This window comes from Burkholderia diffusa, assembly GCF_902499115.1.
Taxonomy (GTDB): Bacteria; Pseudomonadota; Gammaproteobacteria; order Burkholderiales; family Burkholderiaceae; genus Burkholderia; species Burkholderia diffusa.
This window is the reverse complement of record NZ_CABVPN010000041.1, coordinates 1-21,462: the sequence shown is the minus strand read 5'-3', so window position 1 is coordinate 21,462 and position 21,462 is coordinate 1. Positions and strand designations below refer to the sequence as shown.

The window sequence follows — 21,462 nt, the reverse complement described above, 5'->3', positions numbered from 1 at the left end:
ATCGCGCGGCGGGTCAGGTGAACCGCGCGATCCTGTTGTGATGCTGAAGTACCAGGTCGAGCTCGATGCTTTCGTGTGCGTTGCGAACCGGCACCAGGCAGTGCAGCCGGAAGTGCAAATCCATCGGGCGCATGGCATCCGTGAGTGGCTGAACGCGGGTCACCTTGACCCGTGGCTCGAACTCGCTGACCACGGCATGGATGTGCTCGCCCAAACGGTGCCGCAGATCGGCGCTGCCGACCGCGACATCGTTGAAATCGGGCAGCCCCAATTCAGGACTGCTTGACGAACAACCTTGCCGGGCATTGAGTACCCACTCGAGATGCCGCTTGATAGCCTGGATGCGTTCGGCGGCCAGATCCTGGCTCGTCCGCAGACGTCGCGGCGCGAGATCGGGATCGAGCCGCTCGAACAAACTTCCCTGTCCGAGCGTTCTCGGCATGGCCTAGGCTCTCGTTATTCCTTGTCGAGCCTGCCGACAAGGGACAGTTCGAAGCTGGCACCCATGTACTTGAAGTGCGGACGCACCGCGAGCGACACCTGATACCAGCCCGGATCGCCAGCGACATCCTGCACGATCACGCGGGCCGCCCGCAGCGGGCGGCGGCTGCGCACGTCAGCCGAGGGGCTTTCCTGGTCAGCGATGTATTGCTTGAGCCAGTTGTTCAGCTCGCGCTCAAGGTCCTGGCGCTCCTTCCAGCTACCGATTTGCTCGCGCTGAAGCACCTTCAGATAGTGCGCCAGCCGGTTGACGATAAACATGTACGGCAGTTGCGTGCCGAGCTTGTAGTTCGTCTGCGCGGCCTGGCCCTCCTCGGTCTTCGGGAAAAGCTTGGGCTTTTGCACCGAGTTAGCGGAGAAGAATGCAGCGTTATCGCTGTCCTTGCGCATGGTCAGAGGGATAAAACCGGCTTCGGCGAGTTCGAATTCGCGGCGGTCCGACACCAGGACTTCAGTGGGAATCTTGGCCTGCCACTGGCCGAGGGATTCATATAGATGGACTGGCAGATCATCCACCGCCCCGCCGGACAGCGGGCCGATGATGTTCGGACACCAGCGGTATTTGGCAAAGCTGTCGGTGATGCGGTTGGCGAGCAGGAACGACGTGTTGCCCCACAGGTAATTGGCGTGGCTACCATCGACGCCTTCGCGGTAGACAAAGGTACGCGTCGGGTTGTCCAACGGGTCGTACGGCTGGCGCAGCAGGAAGCGCGGCAAGGTCAGGCCCAGGTAGCGCGCATCCTCGGATTCGCGCAGGCTACGCCATTTGGCGAAACGAGGGCCTTCGAAAATGTCGCTGATTTCCTTCAGGTTGGGCAGCTCCTGGAAGTTCTCCACATTCAGGAACTCGGGACCGGCAGCACCCAGAAACGGCGCGTGGGCCATGGCGCCGACCGCTGCCACGTAGCTAAGCAGCTTGATGTCCGGCGCCGACGGGCCAAAGGTGTAACTGCTGACCATGCAGCCCACCGGCTCACCGCCGAACTGGCCATAACCCGCCGTGTAGGCATGCTTGTAGAGGCCGCTGCGGGTGATATCGCCGGCTCCCTCGAAGTCATCCAGCAACTCGGCCTTGCCGACATGCATGAAGCCGATCCTGATGTTCTCGCGTGTATCGGTGTTGTCGACCAGAAGCTTGAGTTGGCGCCAGTGGGACTCCAGGTTCTGGAACGACGGATCGTGGAGAATCTCGTCCATCTGGACGGTGAGTTGCTCGTCGATCCGGGCAATCATGCCGTCCACCAGCAGCTTGCTGATGGGCTGCTCGCGATCATCCGTCTTGAGCATTTCGGCAATAAACGCAGCAACGCCGCGTTCGGCGACGGCATAGCCCTCGTGATTGGGCTCGATGCGCGTCTGCGCCATGATCTGTTCGAGCAGCCCCTGGGATTGGGCCGCTTCAGCCTGGGCAACAGCGCGTTCGGTTTTCATGTTCGTTTCCTTGAAGCCGCGGAGATATGGGAAGGTGTGATGTGCCGCAGGAGGCGCATCAGTCGGACGAGCCCTTGAGCGCCTGGCTCAGCTCTTGCGCGAGCTTGTTCCGCGCCGCCTCATCCCCGAGCAGGGCCTGCAACTGCTTGCGGAACGCGGGCACGTTACCCATGGGCCCCTTGAGGGCTACCAGCGCCTCGCGCAGTTCCAGGAGCTTGCGCAACTCGGGCACCTGCTGGGCGACTGAATCAGGATTGAAATCCCTGATGTGCTTGAACTGAAGGTCGACGGTCAGCGTGTCGTCAGCGTTGGCATTTCCGAGGCGCAAGGGAACGGCAGTTTTCAACGCCACGCCCGCCTCGCTGAGCACATCGTTGAAGTTGTCCTTGTCCACACGCACCACCGGCCTGTCTTCAATAGCAGTCTCTTCTTCGCGCCCCTTGAAATCACCAATCACCAGCATATTCAAAGGCAGTTCGATCTCCGCCTGCTGATTACCTGTTGCCGGAACATATTTGATATTGATTCGTTCCTTCGGGGCTACCGATGCCGTGCTCTTCGCCATAAATACTCCTTATCCTTTTCTCTTGAGGATGCTGGAAATTCGCTCTCAGCCGTAAACCGCAGCATGTCCAACCTGGTTCGAGATCTGCTTGGGGAATCGCCCCAAGATATTCCATGCCCCTCAGAAAACATGGCTCCCAGAAGCGCTTACCAGACATATTCAGACATACGCGGCCCGCCTGAATAATTAAGCCTGCCCCATTGCACCGTCAATAAGATTTGTCCGAAATTTCCATCAGATCAATCACGAAATTAACCCCAAATAACGAGACAGAAAAAATGTGACATTTATTAATAATTCCCCGCACACAAGAAAATAAATTTCTCATTTACTAATTGGCAATATTGTGTTTCCTTAATGGGCCAACCATTCCCCGCACCGCTGATATATCTGCGTGCAACTTCGGTCCTGACGTTGCACGCCTCGTTTCCAACCATCCTTGATGGGCTGTGCTTCATGATCCGAATTGAACTCTCGGCAGTCTTCGACCGCTTGAATCCCCCCGCTCGACAAGCCCTGGAAGAGGCCGCGAGCCTCTGCATCAGCCAGCAAGGCGCCGAAGTCACGGTGCCGCATGTGCTGCTCAAGCTGGTGGACCTGCCGTTGGGGGATGTCCGATCGCTATTGCGCGAGGCAGGGCTGGATCTGGGCGCCGTGCGTCAGGCGCTATCAGCCAACTTCCCGAACCAGGCATCCACGGGAGGGCAATACCCCGCGTTCTCGCCGTTGCTGGTCGAACTGTTGCAGGAGGCATGGCTGTTGGGTTCGCTGGAATGGAACCAGGACGCAATCCGTAGCGGCAGCCTCTTCCTGGCCGCATTGCTCAACCCGGGTCGCTATCTGCCGCTGTCCGCCGTGCGTCTGTTCGACTGCGTCAACCGGGAAGCCTGGCGCAAGGAATTCCTGTCGTTGGTCGCGAATTCGGCGGAAACACCCCAGGCGTCGGAACGTGTCCAGTCACCCATCGTCGCGGCGACCGATTCGGCGCTGGCCAGGTACGGCCATGATTTCACCGCCCAGGCGCGTGAGGGACGCCTGGACCCGGTGCTGTGCCGCGATGGAGAAATCGATCTGATGATCGACATCCTGTCGCGCCGCCGCAAGAACAACCCCATCGTCGTGGGCGATGCCGGCGTTGGCAAAAGCGCGGTCATCGAAGGCCTGGCACTGCGCATCGTCCAGGGGCACGTGCCTGAGCCGCTGCGCTCCGTCACGCTGTGGGGATTGGACCTGGGCGCACTACAGGCCGGCGCGTCGGTCAAGGGCGAGTTCGAGAAACGGCTGAAAGCGGTTATCGACGAAGTGAAGACCGCCGCCACGCCGATCATCCTGTTCATCGACGAAGCACACACGCTGATCGGTGCGGGCAATGCGGCTGGCGGCAGCGACGGCGCCAACCTGCTCAAGCCGGCGCTGGCCCGGGGAGAACTCCGCACGATCGCGGCCACCACCTGGTCGGAATACAAGAAATTCTTCGAGAAGGATGCGGCACTTAGCCGACGCTTCCAGCTGGTCAAGCTCGACGAGCCGAGCCCCGAGACAGCCGTCCACATCCTGCGGGGGCTACGGAACACCTACGAGTGCGCTCACGGGGTCTACATCTCCGACGACGCGTTGCAGGCCGCTGCCGGGCTTTCGGCGCGCTACTTGTCGGGACGGCAGTTGCCCGACAAGGCCGTCGACGTGCTTGACACGGCGTGCGCGCGGGTGGCAACCGCACTTGCCGAGTCGCCCAGGCAATTGCGGGTGCTGGAGCATGAGCTCTTGCAGATCGACACGGAGTCGACGCTGCTGCAACGGGATCAGCGTGCCGGCCTGCACACTGACGCGCAACGGCTCGAGGTACTGGACAACGCGCGCCGTGAGGTTCAGCGCAAGATGGATGCGTTGCAAACCGCATGGTCATGCCAGAAGCCGTTGGTGGACGAAATCCGGACGCTGCGGTCGTCTCTGGCGGCCGACGACGCCCCGGACAATGATGAGCGCTCCGAACAACTATCCGCCAAGGTGATGGAGCTGGCGGCACTGCAACGCCCAGGCGCGCTGCTGCACGCGGAGGTAGGCCGTGAGCAGGTCGCGCAGGTCATCGCTGACTGGACCGGCATTCCGGCGACAACCATCAGCAGCGATCAGATGACGCGCCTCCGAGGCTTGCCGGAGACGCTACGGGAACGGGTCAAGGGGCAGGACGCCGCCATCGAGCACATTCACCGGCATCTGCTGACCGCGATGGCAGACCTCCGGCGGCCTGGCACGCCGCTCGGCGCCTTCTTGCTGGTAGGCCCCAGCGGCGTAGGCAAGACGGAAACCGCACTGGCCCTGGCCGATGCGCTGTTCGGCGGCAAGCAGTTCCTGACGACGATCAACATGTCCGAGTTTCAGGAGAAGCACACCGTGTCACGCCTGCTCGGCGCGCCGCCGGGATACGTCGGCTATGGCGAGGGTGGCGTGCTGACCGAGGCGATCCGCAAACAGCCGTATTCCGTGGTCCTGCTCGATGAGGTCGAAAAGGCTCACCCGGACGTGCTGAACATCTTCTATCAGGCCTTCGACAAAGGTGAGCTGGCCGACGGCGAGGGGCGATTGATCGACTGCAAGAATGTGCTGTTCTTCCTGACCTCGAACCTGGGATTCGATCAACCGGAAGACGAACTGACCGACCAGGACGAGGCCGCTCTTCGGGAGCGCCTCTTGCAATTCTTCAAGCCGGCACTGCTGGCGAGAATGCAGGTCGTGCCCTATCGCTATCTGGACGATCGCGTGCTCGGGGACATCGTGGAAAGCCGCTTGCAACGGCTGATGACGCAGTTCGTCCAGCGCTATAACGCCACCTTGTCGGTTTCCGCGAGCGCCAGCGAGGAACTGCGCAAGCGCTGCACCCGCCACCAGAACGGTGCACGCATGCTGGATGCGAGCATCGACGGCGAGTTGTTGCCGCCACTGTCCTTGTCCGTCCTGCAGCGCCTCGCCGAGGGCGCAGCCTTCCGGCGTGCCCAGCTGTCGTGGAGCGGCAGCGCCTTCGAGGCCGTCGTGGAATGACGCCACCGCGGCAACTGAATCCGCTCGAGGTCGCGGGCATCGCGCGCGACATGACTTGGGCGGCACACCCCGACGAGCTGGCAACAGTGATCCTGCAAGCGGCTGTGGATAGCGGCTTGTTGCGCCTGGGGATGTGCTATCGCCTGGATCAGACGAGTGACTGCTTGCGGCCACTGACCTGCGTGCCGGAAAACGCGTCTGCTCTGCCGGAGCTGGATATGGACGAGTTAGACAACCCCCTGGTCTATAGCCTGGTAAGTGGCCACCCCTGCGAGGTCGAGCGCATCACCGATATGGTCGGCATGGGCAGCGCTTTCGAGCGGTTGCGCGAGCACTTCATGCCTGGAGACGGCGCCTGGATCCTGCCGTTGCGCGACACCAATCAGCATGCCTTCGCGGTCTTGGCGCTGCTCGGCGCTCCCTTGACACTGCACGCATTGCGCCAGTCAGCGCTTTGGCAGGCACTGCTGCAAATCCATGAGCGCCTGTTCTCCGGACTTCAGCAGAACCAGGGGGATGCGGTGCGGGCCCGCTCAGCCGACGCAGTGCTTGCGCAGGCGCATACCCGCACACGCGAGCGAGCAGCCAGGCTATTGGCGGCGGAGTTCGTCGGCGTGAGCCCGGCGGTCCGCGAACTGCGCAGCGACATGCTGGGAATGACGGATTCGAACCTGGCCATTCTGGTCACCGGCGAAACTGGCGCAGGCAAAGATCATGCGGCATGGCTCATCCACCAGGCAGGAAGCCGCCAAGGCAAGTTCGTGCCGGTGAACTGCGCGGCCATCCCCAAGGATCTGATCGAGGCGGAGCTGTTCGGCAGCGAGCGAGGCGCCTTCACCGGCGCCAGCCAGGCGCGCGCAGGGCTCGTGGCGGAGGCCGACGGCGGCACACTGTTCCTCGATGAGATTGGCGACATGCCCCTGGAACTGCAGGGCCGGCTGCTGCGCGTGCTGAACGAGAAGAGGTACCGCCCTGTGGGCGCGACACAGGAGCGCTATTCCGATTTCCGCTTGATATGCGCGACCCACCAGCCATTGCTTCAACGCATCGCCGAAGGGAGCTTTCGGGAGGACCTGTACTTTCGCATCCGCCAGCAATGCCTGCACGTGCCTGCGCTGCGCGAGCGTCCGGAGGATATTCCCGTTCTCGCCGAGCACGTGCTGCTGCAGTACAACCGCGAGAGACAGAGGCACATCCCCGGCATCAGCCCCGAGGCGTTGCGCATGCTGCAGATGCACCCGCTGCCAGGCAATGTCCGAGAACTGCGCAACCTCGTACTGGTGGCAGCCGAGCGCACCGAACGCGGCAAGGCCATCGCGCCACAGGCATTGCGCGAGCTGCGCCCCCCTGCCCCACGAACTCCCCCGCTCCCCGCCACATCGACGATGCCGCTGCACGATCTCTGGGACACCAACGACCTGCCCGGCGCGCTGGCGGCTTTCGAATGCCACCTGATAAGCGAACGCCTGCGACAAGCAAACGGTTCGCGCGCGCTCGCCGCACAGAGTTTGGGCATTCCCAAACGAACGCTGGCGCGTAGATGCCAGCGCTGGAACATTTTTCAGGAGGACTCTGCACCATGAGATCACTGAGCATCGCACTGGTTTGTGCAGCGCTCGTGGCCGGATGTGACGCCGGCAAACAGGGGACCGCCGCCGGTCCGTCCTCAGCGACCCCAGCAGTCATGAAAACCTGTACCTCCATTGTGTCCGCGATAGAGCGGCTGGCCTGCTTCGATGCGCTTGCGGGAACGCCGCCAGCACCGGTCGCAGCGACTCCGGCCACGCAACAGAACGAGGCTCCAGCAGCGGCCGACAGCCAGAAACCCGCGAAACCGCCAACGATCGTCGAACTGGTCCGCCTCAACGAGGCGAAACGTGCCGCGGGCGAGACGGGATTCCGGCTGTCGCGCACAGAGGAGGCTGTACCGGGACGGTGGAGCGTGGTGATGTCCGCCCCGGCGTTGGGCGGCGCTACCGCGCCGCCGATCCTGGCGATCAGTTGCCTGTCGAACATCTCGCGTCTGCAGTTGCTGGAGAGCCAGCCGATCACGCCCAACCGGATGAACATCCGACTGCTGTTGGACGGGCAACCCATCTCGGCCTCGGTGCCGTGGCAGGTACTGGAAGACGGCACGGTCGTGGACGCCGGGCGTGGCCTGGTCGCCATCGAACAACTGCGATACCTGGTCAAGGCCGGCGGCCGCTTGCAGGTCGAGAGCGACTATGCGCCGTTCTCCGGGCTGCTATTCGATGCAACCAACCTGCATAGCTTGATGAAACAACAGCGTGAGGCCTGTCACTGGTGATCAACTTGCCTCACCTGGATCTGGACGCATTGCTAGGCCCGCTGGATGCCAAACAGCCGGCCGGTGTATTCGATGAGGAAGACGAAACGTATCAAGGCATCGAGCATGAAATGATCAAGCTCGGCAGTCTGCAGGAAGCCAGTATCGACTGGTCCTATGTCGATGAAGCCTCGCGTCAATACCTGAGCACCCGGTGCAAGCACTTCCGCGTGGCGGGGCATCTGGTCACGGCCCGCCTTCGCCCCCGCACCTGGCCCCACTGGACCGAAGCAACGTCGGTGCTGGCCGGCATGGTCGAGCGCTACTGGGAAAGCGGCCAGCCGAAGCCCGGGCCGCGTGGCCTGCTGGCCAAACGCAAGCTGGTCACCTTGCTGGCGGAGCGACTGAGCCAGGCACTGGAAACGCTGGATCAGAAGACCTACACCCCCGGGCTGCAGGATCAGGCACAACAGGCATTCGACCGATTGCAGGCCAAAGCGGTGGCGGCGCAGTTGGATGTATCGATGCTGTCCGGGCTGGAAGCGCAGATGCACCGGCATGTCGAGAGCACCTTGTTCCCGGAGCCAGTGGTTCTCAAGCCGAGTGACGGTCAGCAAGGTGGGCACGCGCTGAGCGACGCCTTCTTCCAGCCGAGCGAAATGCCGAAGTCCAGCGATGAGCGCGAGGGGCGCCGAACGCTGTTGGCAATGGCGGATTTCATCAACGAGCAGGACATATACGACCCGACCAGCTATCAATTGCGGCGCTTCGCGCTATGGGCGCACCTGCGGGCGGCACCGCCCGCGAAGCGCGACCAGCTCACGGAACTGATGTGCGTGCCGGTCGATACCGAAGAGGGCTATCGCGAGGCGATCTCGACCAATTCGGTCAGCCCGGTGTTGTTGCGGCGCGTGGAAAAGAGCGTGACCAGCTCGCCCTATTGGCTGCGAGGCAGCTTCTTTGCGGCGGCCATGGCGGCCCGTCTGGAAATGCCGGCCGTGGCGGAGGCCATCCGTCACGCAGCCGAACGCTTCCTGCTGCGCATTCCGGGCTTGAGCGACCTGCACTTCGCCGATGGCCGGCCCTTCGTCGACAGCGACACCTTGGGTTGGATCGGCAGCGCCGAAGCACGGTCTGCCGATGCCGGTGCACCGCAAGAGTTCGTGGATTTACGCGAGGAGCTGGCCAGCCGGTTGGACACCGAGGGTGTTGAGCCGGTGCTCCGCCGGTTGCAGGCGCACCAGGCCTCGTCTAACGGCCCGCGTCATCGTTGCCACGCAACCGTGATTGCGGCTGACCTGCTGAAGTCGCGAGGTTTGGATTGGCTGGCTGAAGAACTCTATGCCAATGCCAGCCGGTTGATGAAGGGCGTCACGGTGGATCAATGGGAGCCTGAACTGTTCCAACACCTCGCCAAACATGTCCCGGCGCATCAGGAAAACGAACCTAGACGAAGCCAGTCGCAAGGAGAGAAAAAATGAAATACTGGTCGTTGCTCAAACGATATGCCGTCCCCCTACTCCGTTGGGTCAAGGGCGGCATGCCACTGCTGCTGGTACTGGGGCTGATATTCCTGTTGATAGCCATCTGGTGGCTGGGGCCGCAGTGGGCCTGGCGCGATCGGCATCCCCTGGCAAGCCTGGGCGCCCGGGTCGGGCTGACCCTTGCCCTGCTGATGGTTCCCGTGGTGACCTGGGCCCTGGTACTGCGTGCCAGGAACCGCCGGCTGGAGGCCGAGCGCCAGCAAGCCCGCGCCGTGAAGGAAGACCCGGTACTTGTCCATATCCGCGCCCAGGAGAAGTCCCTGGACGCCAACCTGGCGGTGCTGCGCGCCCACCTGCGAGGCCGCCAGGGCCTGTATCAGTTGCCGTGGTATCTCGTGCTCGGGCAGGAGGACGCCGGCAAGACCAGCTTCATCAACCGTAGCGGCCAGAACTTCTCGCTCTCGGGCGAGATCAAGGCTGGAGGTCATGGCACGTTCGTCGACCCCGACCTGATCTACCGGACCGATTGGTGGATGGGCGACCAGGCCGTATTGATTGACCCGCCCGGAGAGTTGATCAGCCAGTTTCCTGCAGGGGAACACTCGGACAGTGCTCCCGCGACAGCATCGACGACCGACGCTGAAGAAGCGCCGGTGCCCGAGCAGCTCGGGGAGCCGCCCGAGACTCGGGCCCGCCTCTGGCAGCATCTGATCGACTGGCTGGGCAAGAACCGCTCGCGGCGGCCACTCAACGGTGTGGTGTTGATCGTCGATCTGCCCTCGCTGTTGAGCCAGAGCGCCAGCGAGCGCAAGGCACTGGCCGTCCTGTTGCGTACGCGTCTGGCGGAACTGAGCCGACATCTCGGAACGCGTCCTCCACTGTATGTTGTCCTCAGTAAATTCGACTTGCTGGAGGGTTTCGAGCAATTCTTCGCCAGACTGCCGAAGGCGGAGCGGGAGGACATCTTCGGGTTCACCTTCACGCTGGATTCCGCGCGGCAGTACGACGCCTGGCAGACAGAACTCAGCCAGCGCTACTGCGACTTCATCGATGGCCTGAACAATCAGGTCTTCGATGTGTTGAACGATGCGAAGTCGCTGCCGATACGCGAAGCGCTGTTCTCCTTTGTGGGACAGATAGCCGGCATGCGCACCGTGCTTTTCAATTTCCTCGACGACGTACTGGGCAGCGATCGCTACGGCACCCCCGCCTTGCCGCGAGGCGTGTATTTCTCTTCGGTTCACCAACAGGGGTTGCTGCACAACGCTTTCGTCGACAATGCCTCGCAGACCTACGGTGTGCGAACGCTGGTACCCATGGCACAGCCGGCGGGACGCTCCATGGTGTACTTTGCCCAGCAGGTATTCCAGCGGGTCATCTACCCGGAAGCCGGCCTGGCCGGCGACAACCTGAAGGTGCTGGCCGACAAGAAACGGAATCTGGCCGTGGGCTTCGGCGTCGCGGCGCTGGGTAGCGCGGTCGTGATCGGCGGCTGGACTCACTACTACAACGTGAACCGCGCAAAGGTGGCGAGTGTGCTGGAGAAGAGCCGAACGTTCGCCAGCAATGCGATCGACTGCGGTCAGGACCCGACCGGACGAAATCTGCTGCTGCCGCTGGACCAGCTTCGCGATGCGGTGGCCGTCTACGGCGACTACCGGGAAGCGTGGCCGCTGGTGTCCGGCATGGGTTTGTACCAAGGACGCAAAATCGGCCCGAAGGTGGACGAAGCCTATCTGCGCTTGCTATCGACACGCTTCCTGCCGCAATTGGCCGGCGGGGTCATGACGCAACTGAACGCCGTAGCGGACGGTTCGGATACCCAACTCAGCGCCCTTCGGGTGTATCGCATGATCGAGGATCGGGCCAACCGCCGCGCCCCCTTCGTGGAAGACTGGATGAGAAAGGCGTGGCAGGCAGCATTTCCTGGCGAGGCGCCGGTGCAACGCGCCTTGTCGAGCCATCTCGATTACGCGCTGAAGTATGCCGATGTGTCGCTCCCGCAGTACGCCGCCCGGATTTCCGATGTGCAGCAGCAATTGCGGCAGATTCCTTTGCCGCAGCGCATCTACATGGCGATGCGCAGCCAGGCAGGCGACGTCCTGCGGACACCGCTGGATCTACGCAATGAGATCGGTCCGGCTTATGACATCGTCTACCAATCCACAACCGCGGCAGCCGAGGGTGGCGAAAACCCGGGCACGCGCATCGACGCGCTGCTGACCGCCAAGGGCTATCGGAACTACTTCGAGCCGCGCAATCAGGATGTCGCCGCGCTGGCCGTCATTGACCAATGGGTGCTGGGAGAACGGCGGAATGTCGACTATTCGGAAGCCGACAAGCAGGCGCTTGTCGCGCGTGTTCGTGCGCTGTACAGCCGTGACTTCATCGAGAACTGGCGCCGCGGACTCAACCAACTTGAGGTCGCCAATTTCGACGATATCGGCACCGCAGCCAACGTACTCGGTGCAGTCAACAGCCCGGCGGCCCCCCTGCGCAGGCTTCTGGAAACCGTGCGCGACAACACCAATCTGACGTCTAAAGCGACGTCTGACGCGACGCGGACCGAAGGCACTGCCACCGCGGCAAAGAGTGGTCCCGACAGCGAGGCCCAGGATATCGCCAAGATTGCTCAGGCATTCACGCCGCTGACGGCGTTGCTTGAAGCCAAGGGCGAGAAGCCTTCCTATCTGGACGAAACGATGCAGGCTATCGGCAGCGTCCAGGATGTGTTGGTGAAGGTACAGGACAGTCCGGACCGGGGAAAGGCGGCGCTGGCGGTGATGCTGGACCGCTTTGCGCTGCGGGGCACCGATCCGTTCGGCAATCTGCATCGGGTGGCTACGGGCCTGCCTGAGCCCCTCAATCGCCAGGTGAAGAAGCTGGCTGACGAATCCTCCGACGTGCTGCTGATCGAGGCGCTGCGCGAACTCGAAAAGCGCTGGAATGCCGAGGTCTTCAGCTTCTACAGCCAGCGCCTGGCGAACTACTACCCGTTCAACCCGAACAGTCGCACCGATGCCTCCGTCGAGGATTTCACAGCCTTCTTCGGGCCGCAAGGCAAGTTGCAGGACTTCAAGGACAAGTATCTGAAGCTGTTCCTGGATGACAACCTGGAAGCGCTCTATTCGGAGCGTCGCGGGGGCTACCTGATGCGCACCGATGTGCCCAAGCAGTTGGAGGCAGCCGACCGGATCCGCGATGCGTTCTTCAACAGCCGCGGTGCGATGGCCGTGCATTTCACGCTCGAGCCGCTTGGCCTGGCACCCACTCGGCGGAGCAGCACATTGAATCTTCAAGGACAACTTATCACCTATAACCATGGGCCCAGCGAGACCGTCGGTGTCATCTGGCCCAACACGCTCGGCGGCAGCCCAGAAAGCCGCATGACGCTGGTCAATGGTGATGGCAACAGCAGCAGCCTGGTCTACAAGGGCTCATGGTCGCTATTCCGCCTGCTGAGTCAGGCACGACTCAATGGCGCAACGGCTACCACCGTCGACCTCAGCTTTACGGCGAGCGATGGCGGCATGCGTTACCGAATCACTGCCGACAAGAGCAACAATCCGTTCACCCAGCGCTTGTTTCATGGTTTCGCACTGCCAGGTACGTTGCTGCAGTGATGACCGTACCAACAGTTGTCCGGTGGCGCGCGTATCGCGCCTATCCCGTGTGTGCAGGTATCCCTCTGCCTCCAATGCGACGTCGTGCTGGCAGGCGGATCACCGAGGGAGTTCCGTTGACGGACCGGACGCTCTCCAGCGGCCGGGTCATTGCTGACCCGGCCAGGTCAACAATGACCCGGGGGGTTTCTCTTTGATTTCAATAGCTTGACGCCTAACGAGTCAACTTTGACCCGTCCGCAAGGCGCCGCTGGCTGGCTTAGTCGACCCGATGCGCGCCCGCGCAAGCCGAATCGAAACATAAACCATTGATTTACATACTTATTTTGTGAAATACGGCAACCTGGCACAGCGATTGCGTTGTGGTTGTTGCTATCACTGATGGCGCATCGGGCCACGGGCCTTTCATCACAAAACGGAGTAATAAAAGCTATGCCTACACCCGCCTATATCAGCATCCAGGGCAAGACCCAAGGCAACATCACCAAAGGCGCCTTCACCGCCGATTCCGTCGGCAACGTCTACCAGGAAGGCCACGAAGACCAGATCCTGGTCCAGGAAATCGAACACCTGATCGCGACGCCGACCGATCCGCAGAGCGGCCAGCCGTCCGGCCAGCGCGTGCATAAGCCGTTCACCTTCACCGCGCCGCTGAACAAAGCCACGCCGCTGCTGTACCAAGCGCTGGCCTCCGGCGAGATGCTCCCCGAAGTGGAAGTGAAGTGGTACCGCACCTCGACCGAAGGCAAGCAGGAGCACTTCTTCACCACCAAGCTCGAAGACGCCACCATCGTCAACATCAATGCCGCGCTGCCGCACGCGCAGGACCCGAGCAAGGCCGAGTACACCCAGTTGATCAAGGTCGCGATGGCGTACCGCAAGATCACCTGGACCCACGCCATCGCCGGCACGGAAGCCTCCGACGACTGGCGCAAACCGCAAGAAGGCTAAATCTGTCTAATCGCAAGGCTGGCGCATTGCCAGCCTTGTTTGACGCACAGACCGGCTGCCCACCCGAAGAACGGTCACTCGCTTCTTGCCCGCGCCTTCTGCTTCCGCAAAGCTCATTTGCCGTTCCATCGTGATGGGCTCGTTCCGCGAGCTATCCTCTACAACGTTCTCGGCTGCGTCAGCGATGACCATCGAGATGGATAAATCAGCGTTTCCCTGGCGGAAAATCCCGACGAAGGGACTCAAGGGAAACTACGGAGAAAACGGTCGTCGAACCGGTTCGGTTATGCAGGATCGGCGCTCAATGGCGATCGTTACCTCACCGCAATTCATCGCGGTCACGCAGGCCCGTGGCGCGCTCCGCGCGAGCGACGTCATCACGAACGCCGAGAACGCGAAGGCCGCGCGACAGACATTCGACACTGCCACACGGCGCTTCGGTTCAAGCGGAGCGAAAACCGGCCAAACGATTCATCGCATCGTCAATCGTCCGCAAGCGGCCGCTTCGACGTCTCACTGCTCGCGAGCATCGCGATCAGCGCGATACCCGCCGCCCCAACCAGATACCATGCCGGCGCGAGCTTGTTTCCAGTCGCCCCGATCAGCCACGTCGCGACCAACGGCGCCGTCCCGCCGAACAGTGCATTCGCCGTATTGAAGCAGAACGCAAAGCCGGTGTAACGCACGCGTGTCGGGAAAATTTCCGACAGGAAGCAAGGCAAAGTCCCGTCGTTCATCGTCAGCAGCGCGCCGAACGCGATCTGGATCATCACGATCGTCACGAAGCTCGCGCCGGCCAGCCCCTTGAACAGCGGCACCGTCAGCACCGCGAACAACACCGACGCGCCGATCAGCATCGTCTTGCGCCCGACCCGATCCGAAAGCGCACCCATCAGGAAGATCAGCCCGATATACGCCGCCAGCGAAACCGTCGCCGCGATGAACGACTCGGTCTCGCCGACACCCATCTCGGTAGACAGGTAGGTCGGCATGTAGCTCAGCACGAGATAGAACGCGACGGCGTTCAGACACGTCACGCCGAACGCGATCAGCATCCTGCCGCGATGCCGCGTCAGCAGCTCGGTGGCCGGCGCCTGCGCGACATGGTGCGCGCCTTCGAGCGCCTTGAACTTCGGCGTGTCCTCGAGACGAATACGGATATAGCGTCCGACTACGCCGAACGGCGCAGCCAGCAGGAACGGCAGACGCCAGCCGAAGTCGTGCAACTGCTGCGACGTCAGCGCTGCGTGCATCACCGCGACGAACACCGACCCGAACAACAGGCCGGCCGCGGTGCTGGCCGGCACGATGCTGGTGTAGAACCCGCGCTTGCCTTCCGGCGCATACTCGGCAAGGAACGCCGACGCCCCCGCATACTCGCCCGACGCCGAAAAGCCCTGCACGACCCGCACCAGCAGCAGCAACACCGGAGCGACCATGCCGACCTGCGCATAAGTCGGCAGGAATGCGATGAGGAAAGTCGAACACGACATGATCAGGATCGACAGCGACAGTGCGGTCCGGCGTCCGACCCTGTCGCCGAAGTGCCCCCACACCACGCCGCCCAGCGGCCGGATCACAAACGAGATCGCGAACACGCCATACGCGGCCAGCAGCCCCGTCATCGCGTCGCTCTTCGGGAAGAACACGACCGCGATGACGGTCGCGAGATACCCGTACGATGCGTAATCGAACCATTCGACGAAGTTGCCGATGAAGCTCGCACATGCGGCCCGCCTGAGCAGCCGCGTATCGGCCTCCCCGCGCGCGGACGCGCCGTCACTCGAACGGACGGCGCCACCTTGGCTCGGCAACCATGTGCCGGCCTCCGCCGACCGACCCGACATTACCTTTCTGGTACCCATGCTCAGTCTCCAAACTGAATAGTACGTTGCGGTGTCATGGCCGCCATCCGTGATTCGATCGATCGTGCGGTGAGTGCACTGCGCAGTGCCGAATCGCGACCATTCAAGCGCATGGTAGGAGTTGGAGCCCCAGGAAGATTTTCCTTTTCGACAATAGACTCTCTGAATTCGACATCGAGGGTTAACACCGCCGGCCGTCGGGCAGCGCGCCCGCGTCGACAGCGATCGTGCGTCGAAAATCCGAAGTTATGCCGGAAGCCGGCATCGCACAAACGGCGACGCATCGCGGTGCATGAACGCGGAAGCACGTGATTGCCGGGCAGGACAGGATGCCCGTCGAGGGCCGTCGATGAAATGAGACAGGGAACGCGCGTCGACCGGCTGCCTGGCCGTCGGTGATGCGAAGCCGGGAAATCCCGGAACGGGAAGGGTGATGCAGGATCGAGCAAACGGAACGGCGGATCGCCGTAGCTCGCAAAGACAGATGAGCGCATGCCTGCCGATTCGCGCATCGATCGGGACGGGTTCCGCGATCGGCTCGACATGCTTCGTGCAACGAAACAGCCGACGTGGACGATCCTGGCGGATCACCCTCCGTCGGCTGCATGGTTCCTTCGATGCCGCGTATACCGTCATCCGGCAATGCGACGTCCGCCGCCGCAACGGCGGACGTCGCGCATCGACATGTCGTTCACGACTTGATGATGTTGCGTTCCGGGCCGTACGGGAAGCCAGTGATGTTGGTTGCGCCGCGCTCGCCGACGACGAGGATATCGTGCTCGCGATAGCCGCCCGCGCCCGGATGGCCCTGCGGCAGCATGATCATCGGTTCCATCGACACGACCATGTTCGGCTCCAGCACGGTATCGATGTCCTCGCGCAGTTCGAGCCCCGCCTCGCGTCCGTAATAGTGCGACAACACGCCGAACGAGTGGCCGTACCCGAACGTGCGGTATTGCAGCAGCCCGTATTCCGCATAGATCTTGTTGAGCTCGAGCGCGATGTCGCTGCAGCGGACACCCGGCTTGATCAGCTTCAACCCCGCTTCGTGCACTTCAACGTTGATCTTCCACAACCGCAAATGTTCATCCGGACAATGGTCGAAGAACATCGTGCGCTCCAGTGCGGTGTAGTAGCCGGCAATCATCGAGAAGCAGTTCAGACTCAGGATGTCGCCCTTCTGCACCTTGCGCGTGGTGACGGGATTGTGCGCGCCGTCCGTGTTGATGCCGGACTGGAACCACGTCCACGTATCCATCAGCTCCGACTCGGGAAAGCGTCGCGCGATCTCGCGAACCATCGCCTGCGTGGACGCCAGCGCGACCTCGTGTTCGGGCACGCCTTCGTGCACGGCGGCAGCCAGCGCCGCGCCGCCGACATCGCAGACGTTCGCGCCATGCTTGATCAGCGCGATCTCCTCGTCGGACTTGATCATGCGCATGCGCATCGTCTGTGCGCCGATGTCGACGAACTCGACCGACGGCAGCGCCGCCTTCAGCTTCGACAGCATCTCGAGCGGCACATGGTCGAACTCGATGCCGACGCGGCCCCGATTGTCGATCTCGACCTGCAGCGCGCGGAAGAAATTGTCGCGCTGCCAGTCGGTATAGACGACGTTGTAGTCGCCGACCGTGCGCCGCCACGGCTGGCCGCCATCGATGTTCGCCGAGATCGACACGACCTTGTTCGGCGTGACGACGAGTCCGTACTTCCGGCCGAACGAACAATACAGGAAGTCCGAGTAGTAGTTGATGTTGTGATATGACGTAAACAGCGCCGCGTCGATGTTCTCGCGCGCCATCAGTTCGCGCAGCCTGCGCTGACGGCTCGCATATTCGGCATCGGAGAAGGTGTGCTTCACCTTCTCGCCATTCTCGATTCGAATCAGGTTCTCCATCTTCATGAGCTCGCTCCTCGGTAAAAAGCGTGGTGGGTGTGAGCAAATGGTAGAAGTTCGACAAATTCGAAGATTTCTGGAATGGACATCACAGTCCACGATTTGGCCATTCCGGGTTAACCACCAATCCAGCACCGCCGGCCGTGCGCGCGAGCGCGGGCCTGTCCATCGGCAGGACGATCTTCGGTACGGGAATGAATGCCGGTCGAACCCGGCAAGCGATCGCCGCCGGACTACAGCGCGTTCTGGTAGCGGCGCCGATCGGCGATCGGGGAGATCTGGAACTGTTCCTTGTAGCGCGTCGCGAAATGGGTCGTCGACGTGAATCCGGTGCGCGCACACACCTCCTCGAGCGAGGTTGCGGTGCGGTAAAGCAGTTGCCGCGCACGCAGCAGGCGAATCTCCAGATACGCCTGCGCGGGCGACTTGCCGAGGCGATCCTGGAACCACCGCTGCAGCTGTCGCTGCGACACCTGCAAATGGACGGCAATCTCGGGCACGGAAAGCGTTTCCTCGACGTTGCTTTCCATCAGTTGCAAGGCCTCGTCCAGTTTCTCGTGCTCCGCGCCAATGTACTGGCGCAGCGACGTCTGCTGCCGATATTCGCGGCTGCGCGGCTCAGCGACCAGCAATTCGAGCACGCGCGCGGCCAGGGCCGGGCTGCCGGGCGCGGCCGCCAGCAGATGCACCATCAGGTCGAGCGGCGCGACGCCGCCGCTGCAGGTATAGCGATCGCGATCGATTTCGTAGAGGCGGGTAGACACCGTCAGTTTCGGAAACTGCTCCATCAGCACGTCCTGGTCCTCCCAATGGATCGTGCAGCGATAGCCGTTCAACAACCCGGCGCGCGCGAGGAAATAGCTGCCGGTATCGAGGCCGCCGAGCGCGGTCCCGTTGCGTGCCTGCCGACGCAACCAGTCGACGATCGCGCCGGTCCGTCGGCGCGGGATGGGATTGGGGCCGACGACGAACACCACGTCGAATGTGCCGCTGTCCGACAGCGACACGTCCGGCACGACACGGATGCCGTCGCTCGACCGGACGACCGCGTCGACTGGCCCGATCAGTCGATAGTCGTAGACGCGCCGCCCGACGACCATGTTCGCGATCCGCAATGGATCGATCGCGGCACTCAACGCGATCAGCGAGAAGTCGTCGACCAGCAAAAAGCCGTACCGGACGATGCGAAGGTCATGAATGCCTTCGCGCGATCGGGACGGCAGCGGCGGCACGGGCGGGGTTTTCGACATCGAGGGGTCACTGCCATCGGACGGATGCGGCATCATAGCGCCGGGCATCCGGTGGCTGCAATTGGCCTGCTCCGGCGGGATACCCGATATTCATCCGCTGAATCGCTGCCGTCGCGGCAGGGCAGCGCACTCCCCGACGCGCCGCCGATGCGCGACATCCGGCGCGCTGCGGAACGCGTTCGCGGCGCTGATGATGATCCAGGTCGCGGCGGCCGTGCGCCATGCGATCACGTTGCCGCGGAACCTGGCGATGCTCGACGCGTACGCATGCCGCCCAAAGCAAACGGCCGCCCGAAGGCGGCCGCGCGAAGAGGCATCGACGCACCGCTTACTTGCTGTAGTCGTACACCCCGCGCCCCGTCTTGCGCCCCAGCCGCCCTGCCGACACCATCTCGCGCAGCAGCGGGCACGCACGATACTTCGTGTCGCCGAAGTCCTTCAGGAACACGTCCATCACCGCGAGGCACACGTCGAGCCCGACGAGATCGGCCAGTGCAAGCGGCCCGATCGGATGGTTCGCGCCGAGTTTCATCCCCGCGTCGATCTCCTCGGCCGACGCAATGCCTTCGGCCAGCACGAAGAACGCTTCGTTGATCATCGGCACGAGGATCCGGTTCACGACGAAGCCCGGCGCATTGCGCACGCCGATCGGCGACTTGTCGAATCGCTCGGTCAGCGCGCGCACCGCCGATGCGGTCGCGTCGCTCGTCTGCAGCCCGCGGATGATCTCGACGAGCGGCATCAGCGGCACCGGGTTGAAGAAGTGCATGCCGACGAAGCGCGACGGATCGGCGAGCAGCGCCGCGAGCGACGTGATCGAGATCGACGACGTGTTGGTCGCGATGATTGCGTCGGGCCGCGCGACCGACTCGATCTGCTTCAGGATGCGGCTCTTCAGCTCGACATTTTCGGTTGCGGCTTCGATCACGATGTCGACCGCGGCGAGCTTCGCGTAGTCGGTCGACGTCGTGATGCGTGCGAGCGCGGCGTCGCGTGCGGCGGCGTCGAGCTTGTCCTTCGACACGAGCCGCTCGAGGCTGCCCTTCAGTGCGGCGACACCCTTGTCGAGTGCCGCATCGCTGACGTCGATCATCACGACGTTGAGTCCTGCAACGGCGGCGGTCTGCGCAATGCCGTTGCCCATGGTTCCGGCGCCCACGACGCCGACGGTTTCGATGGCCATGACGATTCCTGTGTATTCGGGTGCTGAACGGTCGATTATCAGATGTTCTCGAAGATCGCCGCAATCCCCTGGCCGCCGCCGATACACATCGTCACGAGCGCGTAACGCCCGCCGATGCGCTTCAGCTCGTACAGCGCCTTGACCGTGATCAATGCGCCCGTCGCACCGATCGGGTGACCGAGCGAAATGCCAGAGCCGTTCGGGTTGACCTTGGCCGGATCGAGGCCGAGCTCCTGCGTGACCGCGCATGCCTGTGCCGCGAACGCTTCGTTCGCCTCGATCACGTCGAGATCGGTGATCTTCAGGCCGGCGCGCTCGAGCGCCTTCTGCGTGGCCGGCACGGGGCCGATGCCCATGTACGCCGGATCGACGCCCGCATGCGCATACGCGACCAGACGCGCGAGCGGCTTCACGCCCTGCGCACGTGCGGCATCCGCGCTCATCATCAGCACCGCGGCAGCGGCATCGTTGATCCCCGACGCGTTACCGGCCGTCACCGTGCCGTCTTCCTTCACGAACACCGGCTTCAGCTTCGTGAAATCGTCCGGGCCGGCGTCGTGACGCACGTGCTCGTCGGTGTCGAACGCGACCTCGCCCTTCTTCGTGCGGATCGAGATCGGCAGGATCTGGTCCTTGAAGCGGCCTTCCGCGATCGCGCGCGCCGCACGGCGATGCGATTCGAGCGCGAGCGCATCCTGTGCGTCACGCGAAATGCCGTACTTGCGTGCGACGTTCTCGGCCGTCACGCCCATGTGGATCGTCTGGAACGGGTCGTGCAGCGCGCCGAGCATCATGTCGACGAGCTTCGCATCGCCCATGCGCTGGCCGAAGCGCGCGGACGGCACGCTGTACGGCGCGCGGCTCATGTTCTCCGAGCCGCCGCCGATGGCGATGTCGGCGTCGCCGAGCATGATCGTCTGTGCGGCCGACACGATCGCCTGCAGGCCCGAGCCGCACAGGCGGTTTACAGTCAGCGCCGGCGTGTGCTGCGCGACGCCACCGTTGATCGCCGCGACGCGCGCGAGATACATGTCCTTCGGCTCGGTGTTCACGACGTGGCCGAACACGACATGCCCGACCGCGTCACCCGAAACGTTCGCGCGCGACAGCACTTCACTCACGACCTTCGCGCCGAGATCGGTCGGCGAGAAATCCTTCAGGCTCCCGCCGAAAGCGCCGATCGCGGTACGGACACCGCTCACCACCACGACTTCCTTCGCTGCATTGCTCATCGTCTCACTCCGGTTCGTTCGCGCCCGCGGGCGCGGGGATGCGTTTGCGTTACATGTTCGGGTAATTCGGCCCGCCACCGCCTTCCGGCGTGACCCACACGATGTTCTGCGTCGGGTCCTTGATGTCGCACGTCTTGCAGTGCACGCAGTTCTG

At 62.9% G+C, this 21,462-nt stretch carries 15 protein-coding genes; 6 read left to right on the top strand and 9 right to left on the bottom strand.

From position 1 onward, the window contains the following. Nucleotides 1-13: 13 nt before the first annotated feature. From tssE to tssB, 3 genes are read right to left on the bottom strand one after another with little or no spacing between them, the layout of a single operon-like run. The gene (gene tssE, locus BTE28158_RS30320) at nt 14-442 is read right to left on the bottom strand and encodes a type VI secretion system baseplate subunit TssE (RefSeq protein ID WP_059604050.1); all 429 of its coding nucleotides are present in this window, start codon (nt 440-442) and stop codon (nt 14-16) included. Between the two features lie 14 nt (nt 443-456). Further along, entirely contained in the window at nt 457-1,932 is a 1,476-nt protein-coding gene (tssC, locus tag BTE28158_RS30315; RefSeq protein WP_124906174.1) for a type VI secretion system contractile sheath large subunit, read from the bottom strand. Between the two features lie 58 nt (nt 1,933-1,990). Next, entirely contained in the window at nt 1,991-2,497 is a 507-nt protein-coding gene (gene tssB, locus BTE28158_RS30310; RefSeq protein ID WP_059604056.1) for a type VI secretion system contractile sheath small subunit, read from the bottom strand. Nucleotides 2,498-2,953: 456 nt separating this feature from the next. On the opposite strand from tssB, the gene tssH reads away from it, so the two are divergent. The 6 genes from tssH to BTE28158_RS30280 all read left to right on the top strand — a co-directional run bounded on the left by tssH (nt 2,954) and on the right by BTE28158_RS30280 (nt 13,881). After that, nucleotides 2,954-5,536 (top strand): type VI secretion system ATPase TssH, encoded by a 2,583-nt coding sequence (gene tssH, locus BTE28158_RS30305; protein WP_151048644.1) that lies wholly within the window; start codon nt 2,954-2,956, stop codon nt 5,534-5,536. Next, nucleotides 5,533-7,119 carry a sigma 54-interacting transcriptional regulator gene (locus BTE28158_RS30300; RefSeq protein ID WP_151048643.1) on the top strand — a complete coding sequence of 529 codons (1,587 nt, stop codon included), beginning with the start codon at nt 5,533-5,535 and terminating at the stop codon, nt 7,117-7,119. The genes tssH and BTE28158_RS30300 overlap by 4 nt, the downstream gene beginning before the upstream one ends. Nucleotides 7,120-7,220: 101 nt before the next feature. Beyond that, on the top strand, nt 7,221-7,844 hold the full coding sequence (gene vasI / locus BTE28158_RS30295) for a type VI secretion system-associated protein VasI (protein WP_151048642.1): 624 nt from the start codon (nt 7,221-7,223) through the stop codon (nt 7,842-7,844). A gap of 5 nt (nt 7,845-7,849) precedes the next feature. Further along, a complete protein-coding gene (gene tssA, locus BTE28158_RS30290; protein ID WP_203249537.1) occupies nt 7,850-9,304 on the top strand; it encodes a type VI secretion system protein TssA in 1,455 nt (484 codons plus the stop codon). Next, nucleotides 9,301-12,930: a type VI secretion system membrane subunit TssM gene (gene tssM, locus BTE28158_RS30285; RefSeq protein WP_151048640.1), complete on the top strand. Its 3,630-nt coding sequence runs from the start codon at nt 9,301-9,303 to the stop codon at nt 12,928-12,930. The genes tssA and tssM overlap by 4 nt, the downstream gene beginning before the upstream one ends. A gap of 432 nt (nt 12,931-13,362) precedes the next feature. After that, nucleotides 13,363-13,881, top strand: a complete 519-nt coding sequence (locus tag BTE28158_RS30280) for an Hcp family type VI secretion system effector (RefSeq protein WP_059604068.1) — start codon at nt 13,363-13,365, stop codon at nt 13,879-13,881. 482 nt (nt 13,882-14,363) lie between these two features. Here the strand turns inward: BTE28158_RS30280 and BTE28158_RS30275 are convergent, their stop codons facing one another. The 6 genes from BTE28158_RS30275 to BTE28158_RS30250 form a co-directional block, all read right to left on the bottom strand. Further along, entirely contained in the window at nt 14,364-15,746 is a 1,383-nt protein-coding gene (locus BTE28158_RS30275) for an MFS transporter (protein ID WP_082728985.1), read from the bottom strand. Nucleotides 15,747-16,437: 691 nt separating this feature from the next. Then, nucleotides 16,438-17,649: a M24 family metallopeptidase gene (locus tag BTE28158_RS30270; protein ID WP_151048639.1), complete on the bottom strand. Its 1,212-nt coding sequence runs from the start codon at nt 17,647-17,649 to the stop codon at nt 16,438-16,440. A 227-nt stretch (nt 17,650-17,876) separates the two neighbouring features. After that, nucleotides 17,877-18,893: a GlxA family transcriptional regulator gene (locus BTE28158_RS30265; RefSeq protein WP_151048638.1), complete on the bottom strand. Its 1,017-nt coding sequence runs from the start codon at nt 18,891-18,893 to the stop codon at nt 17,877-17,879. A gap of 328 nt (nt 18,894-19,221) precedes the next feature. Further along, the gene (locus BTE28158_RS30260; RefSeq protein WP_124613136.1) at nt 19,222-20,076 is read right to left on the bottom strand and encodes a 3-hydroxybutyryl-CoA dehydrogenase; all 855 of its coding nucleotides are present in this window, start codon (nt 20,074-20,076) and stop codon (nt 19,222-19,224) included. Nucleotides 20,077-20,114: 38 nt separating this feature from the next. After that, nucleotides 20,115-21,308, bottom strand: coding sequence for a beta-ketothiolase BktB (gene bktB / locus BTE28158_RS30255; RefSeq protein WP_124629830.1), 1,194 nt, complete (start codon nt 21,306-21,308; stop codon nt 20,115-20,117). 49 nt (nt 21,309-21,357) lie between these two features. Then, nucleotides 21,358-21,462 (bottom strand): 4Fe-4S dicluster domain-containing protein (locus BTE28158_RS30250; RefSeq protein ID WP_141667388.1); only part of this gene is annotated, 105 nt, incomplete at its 5' end.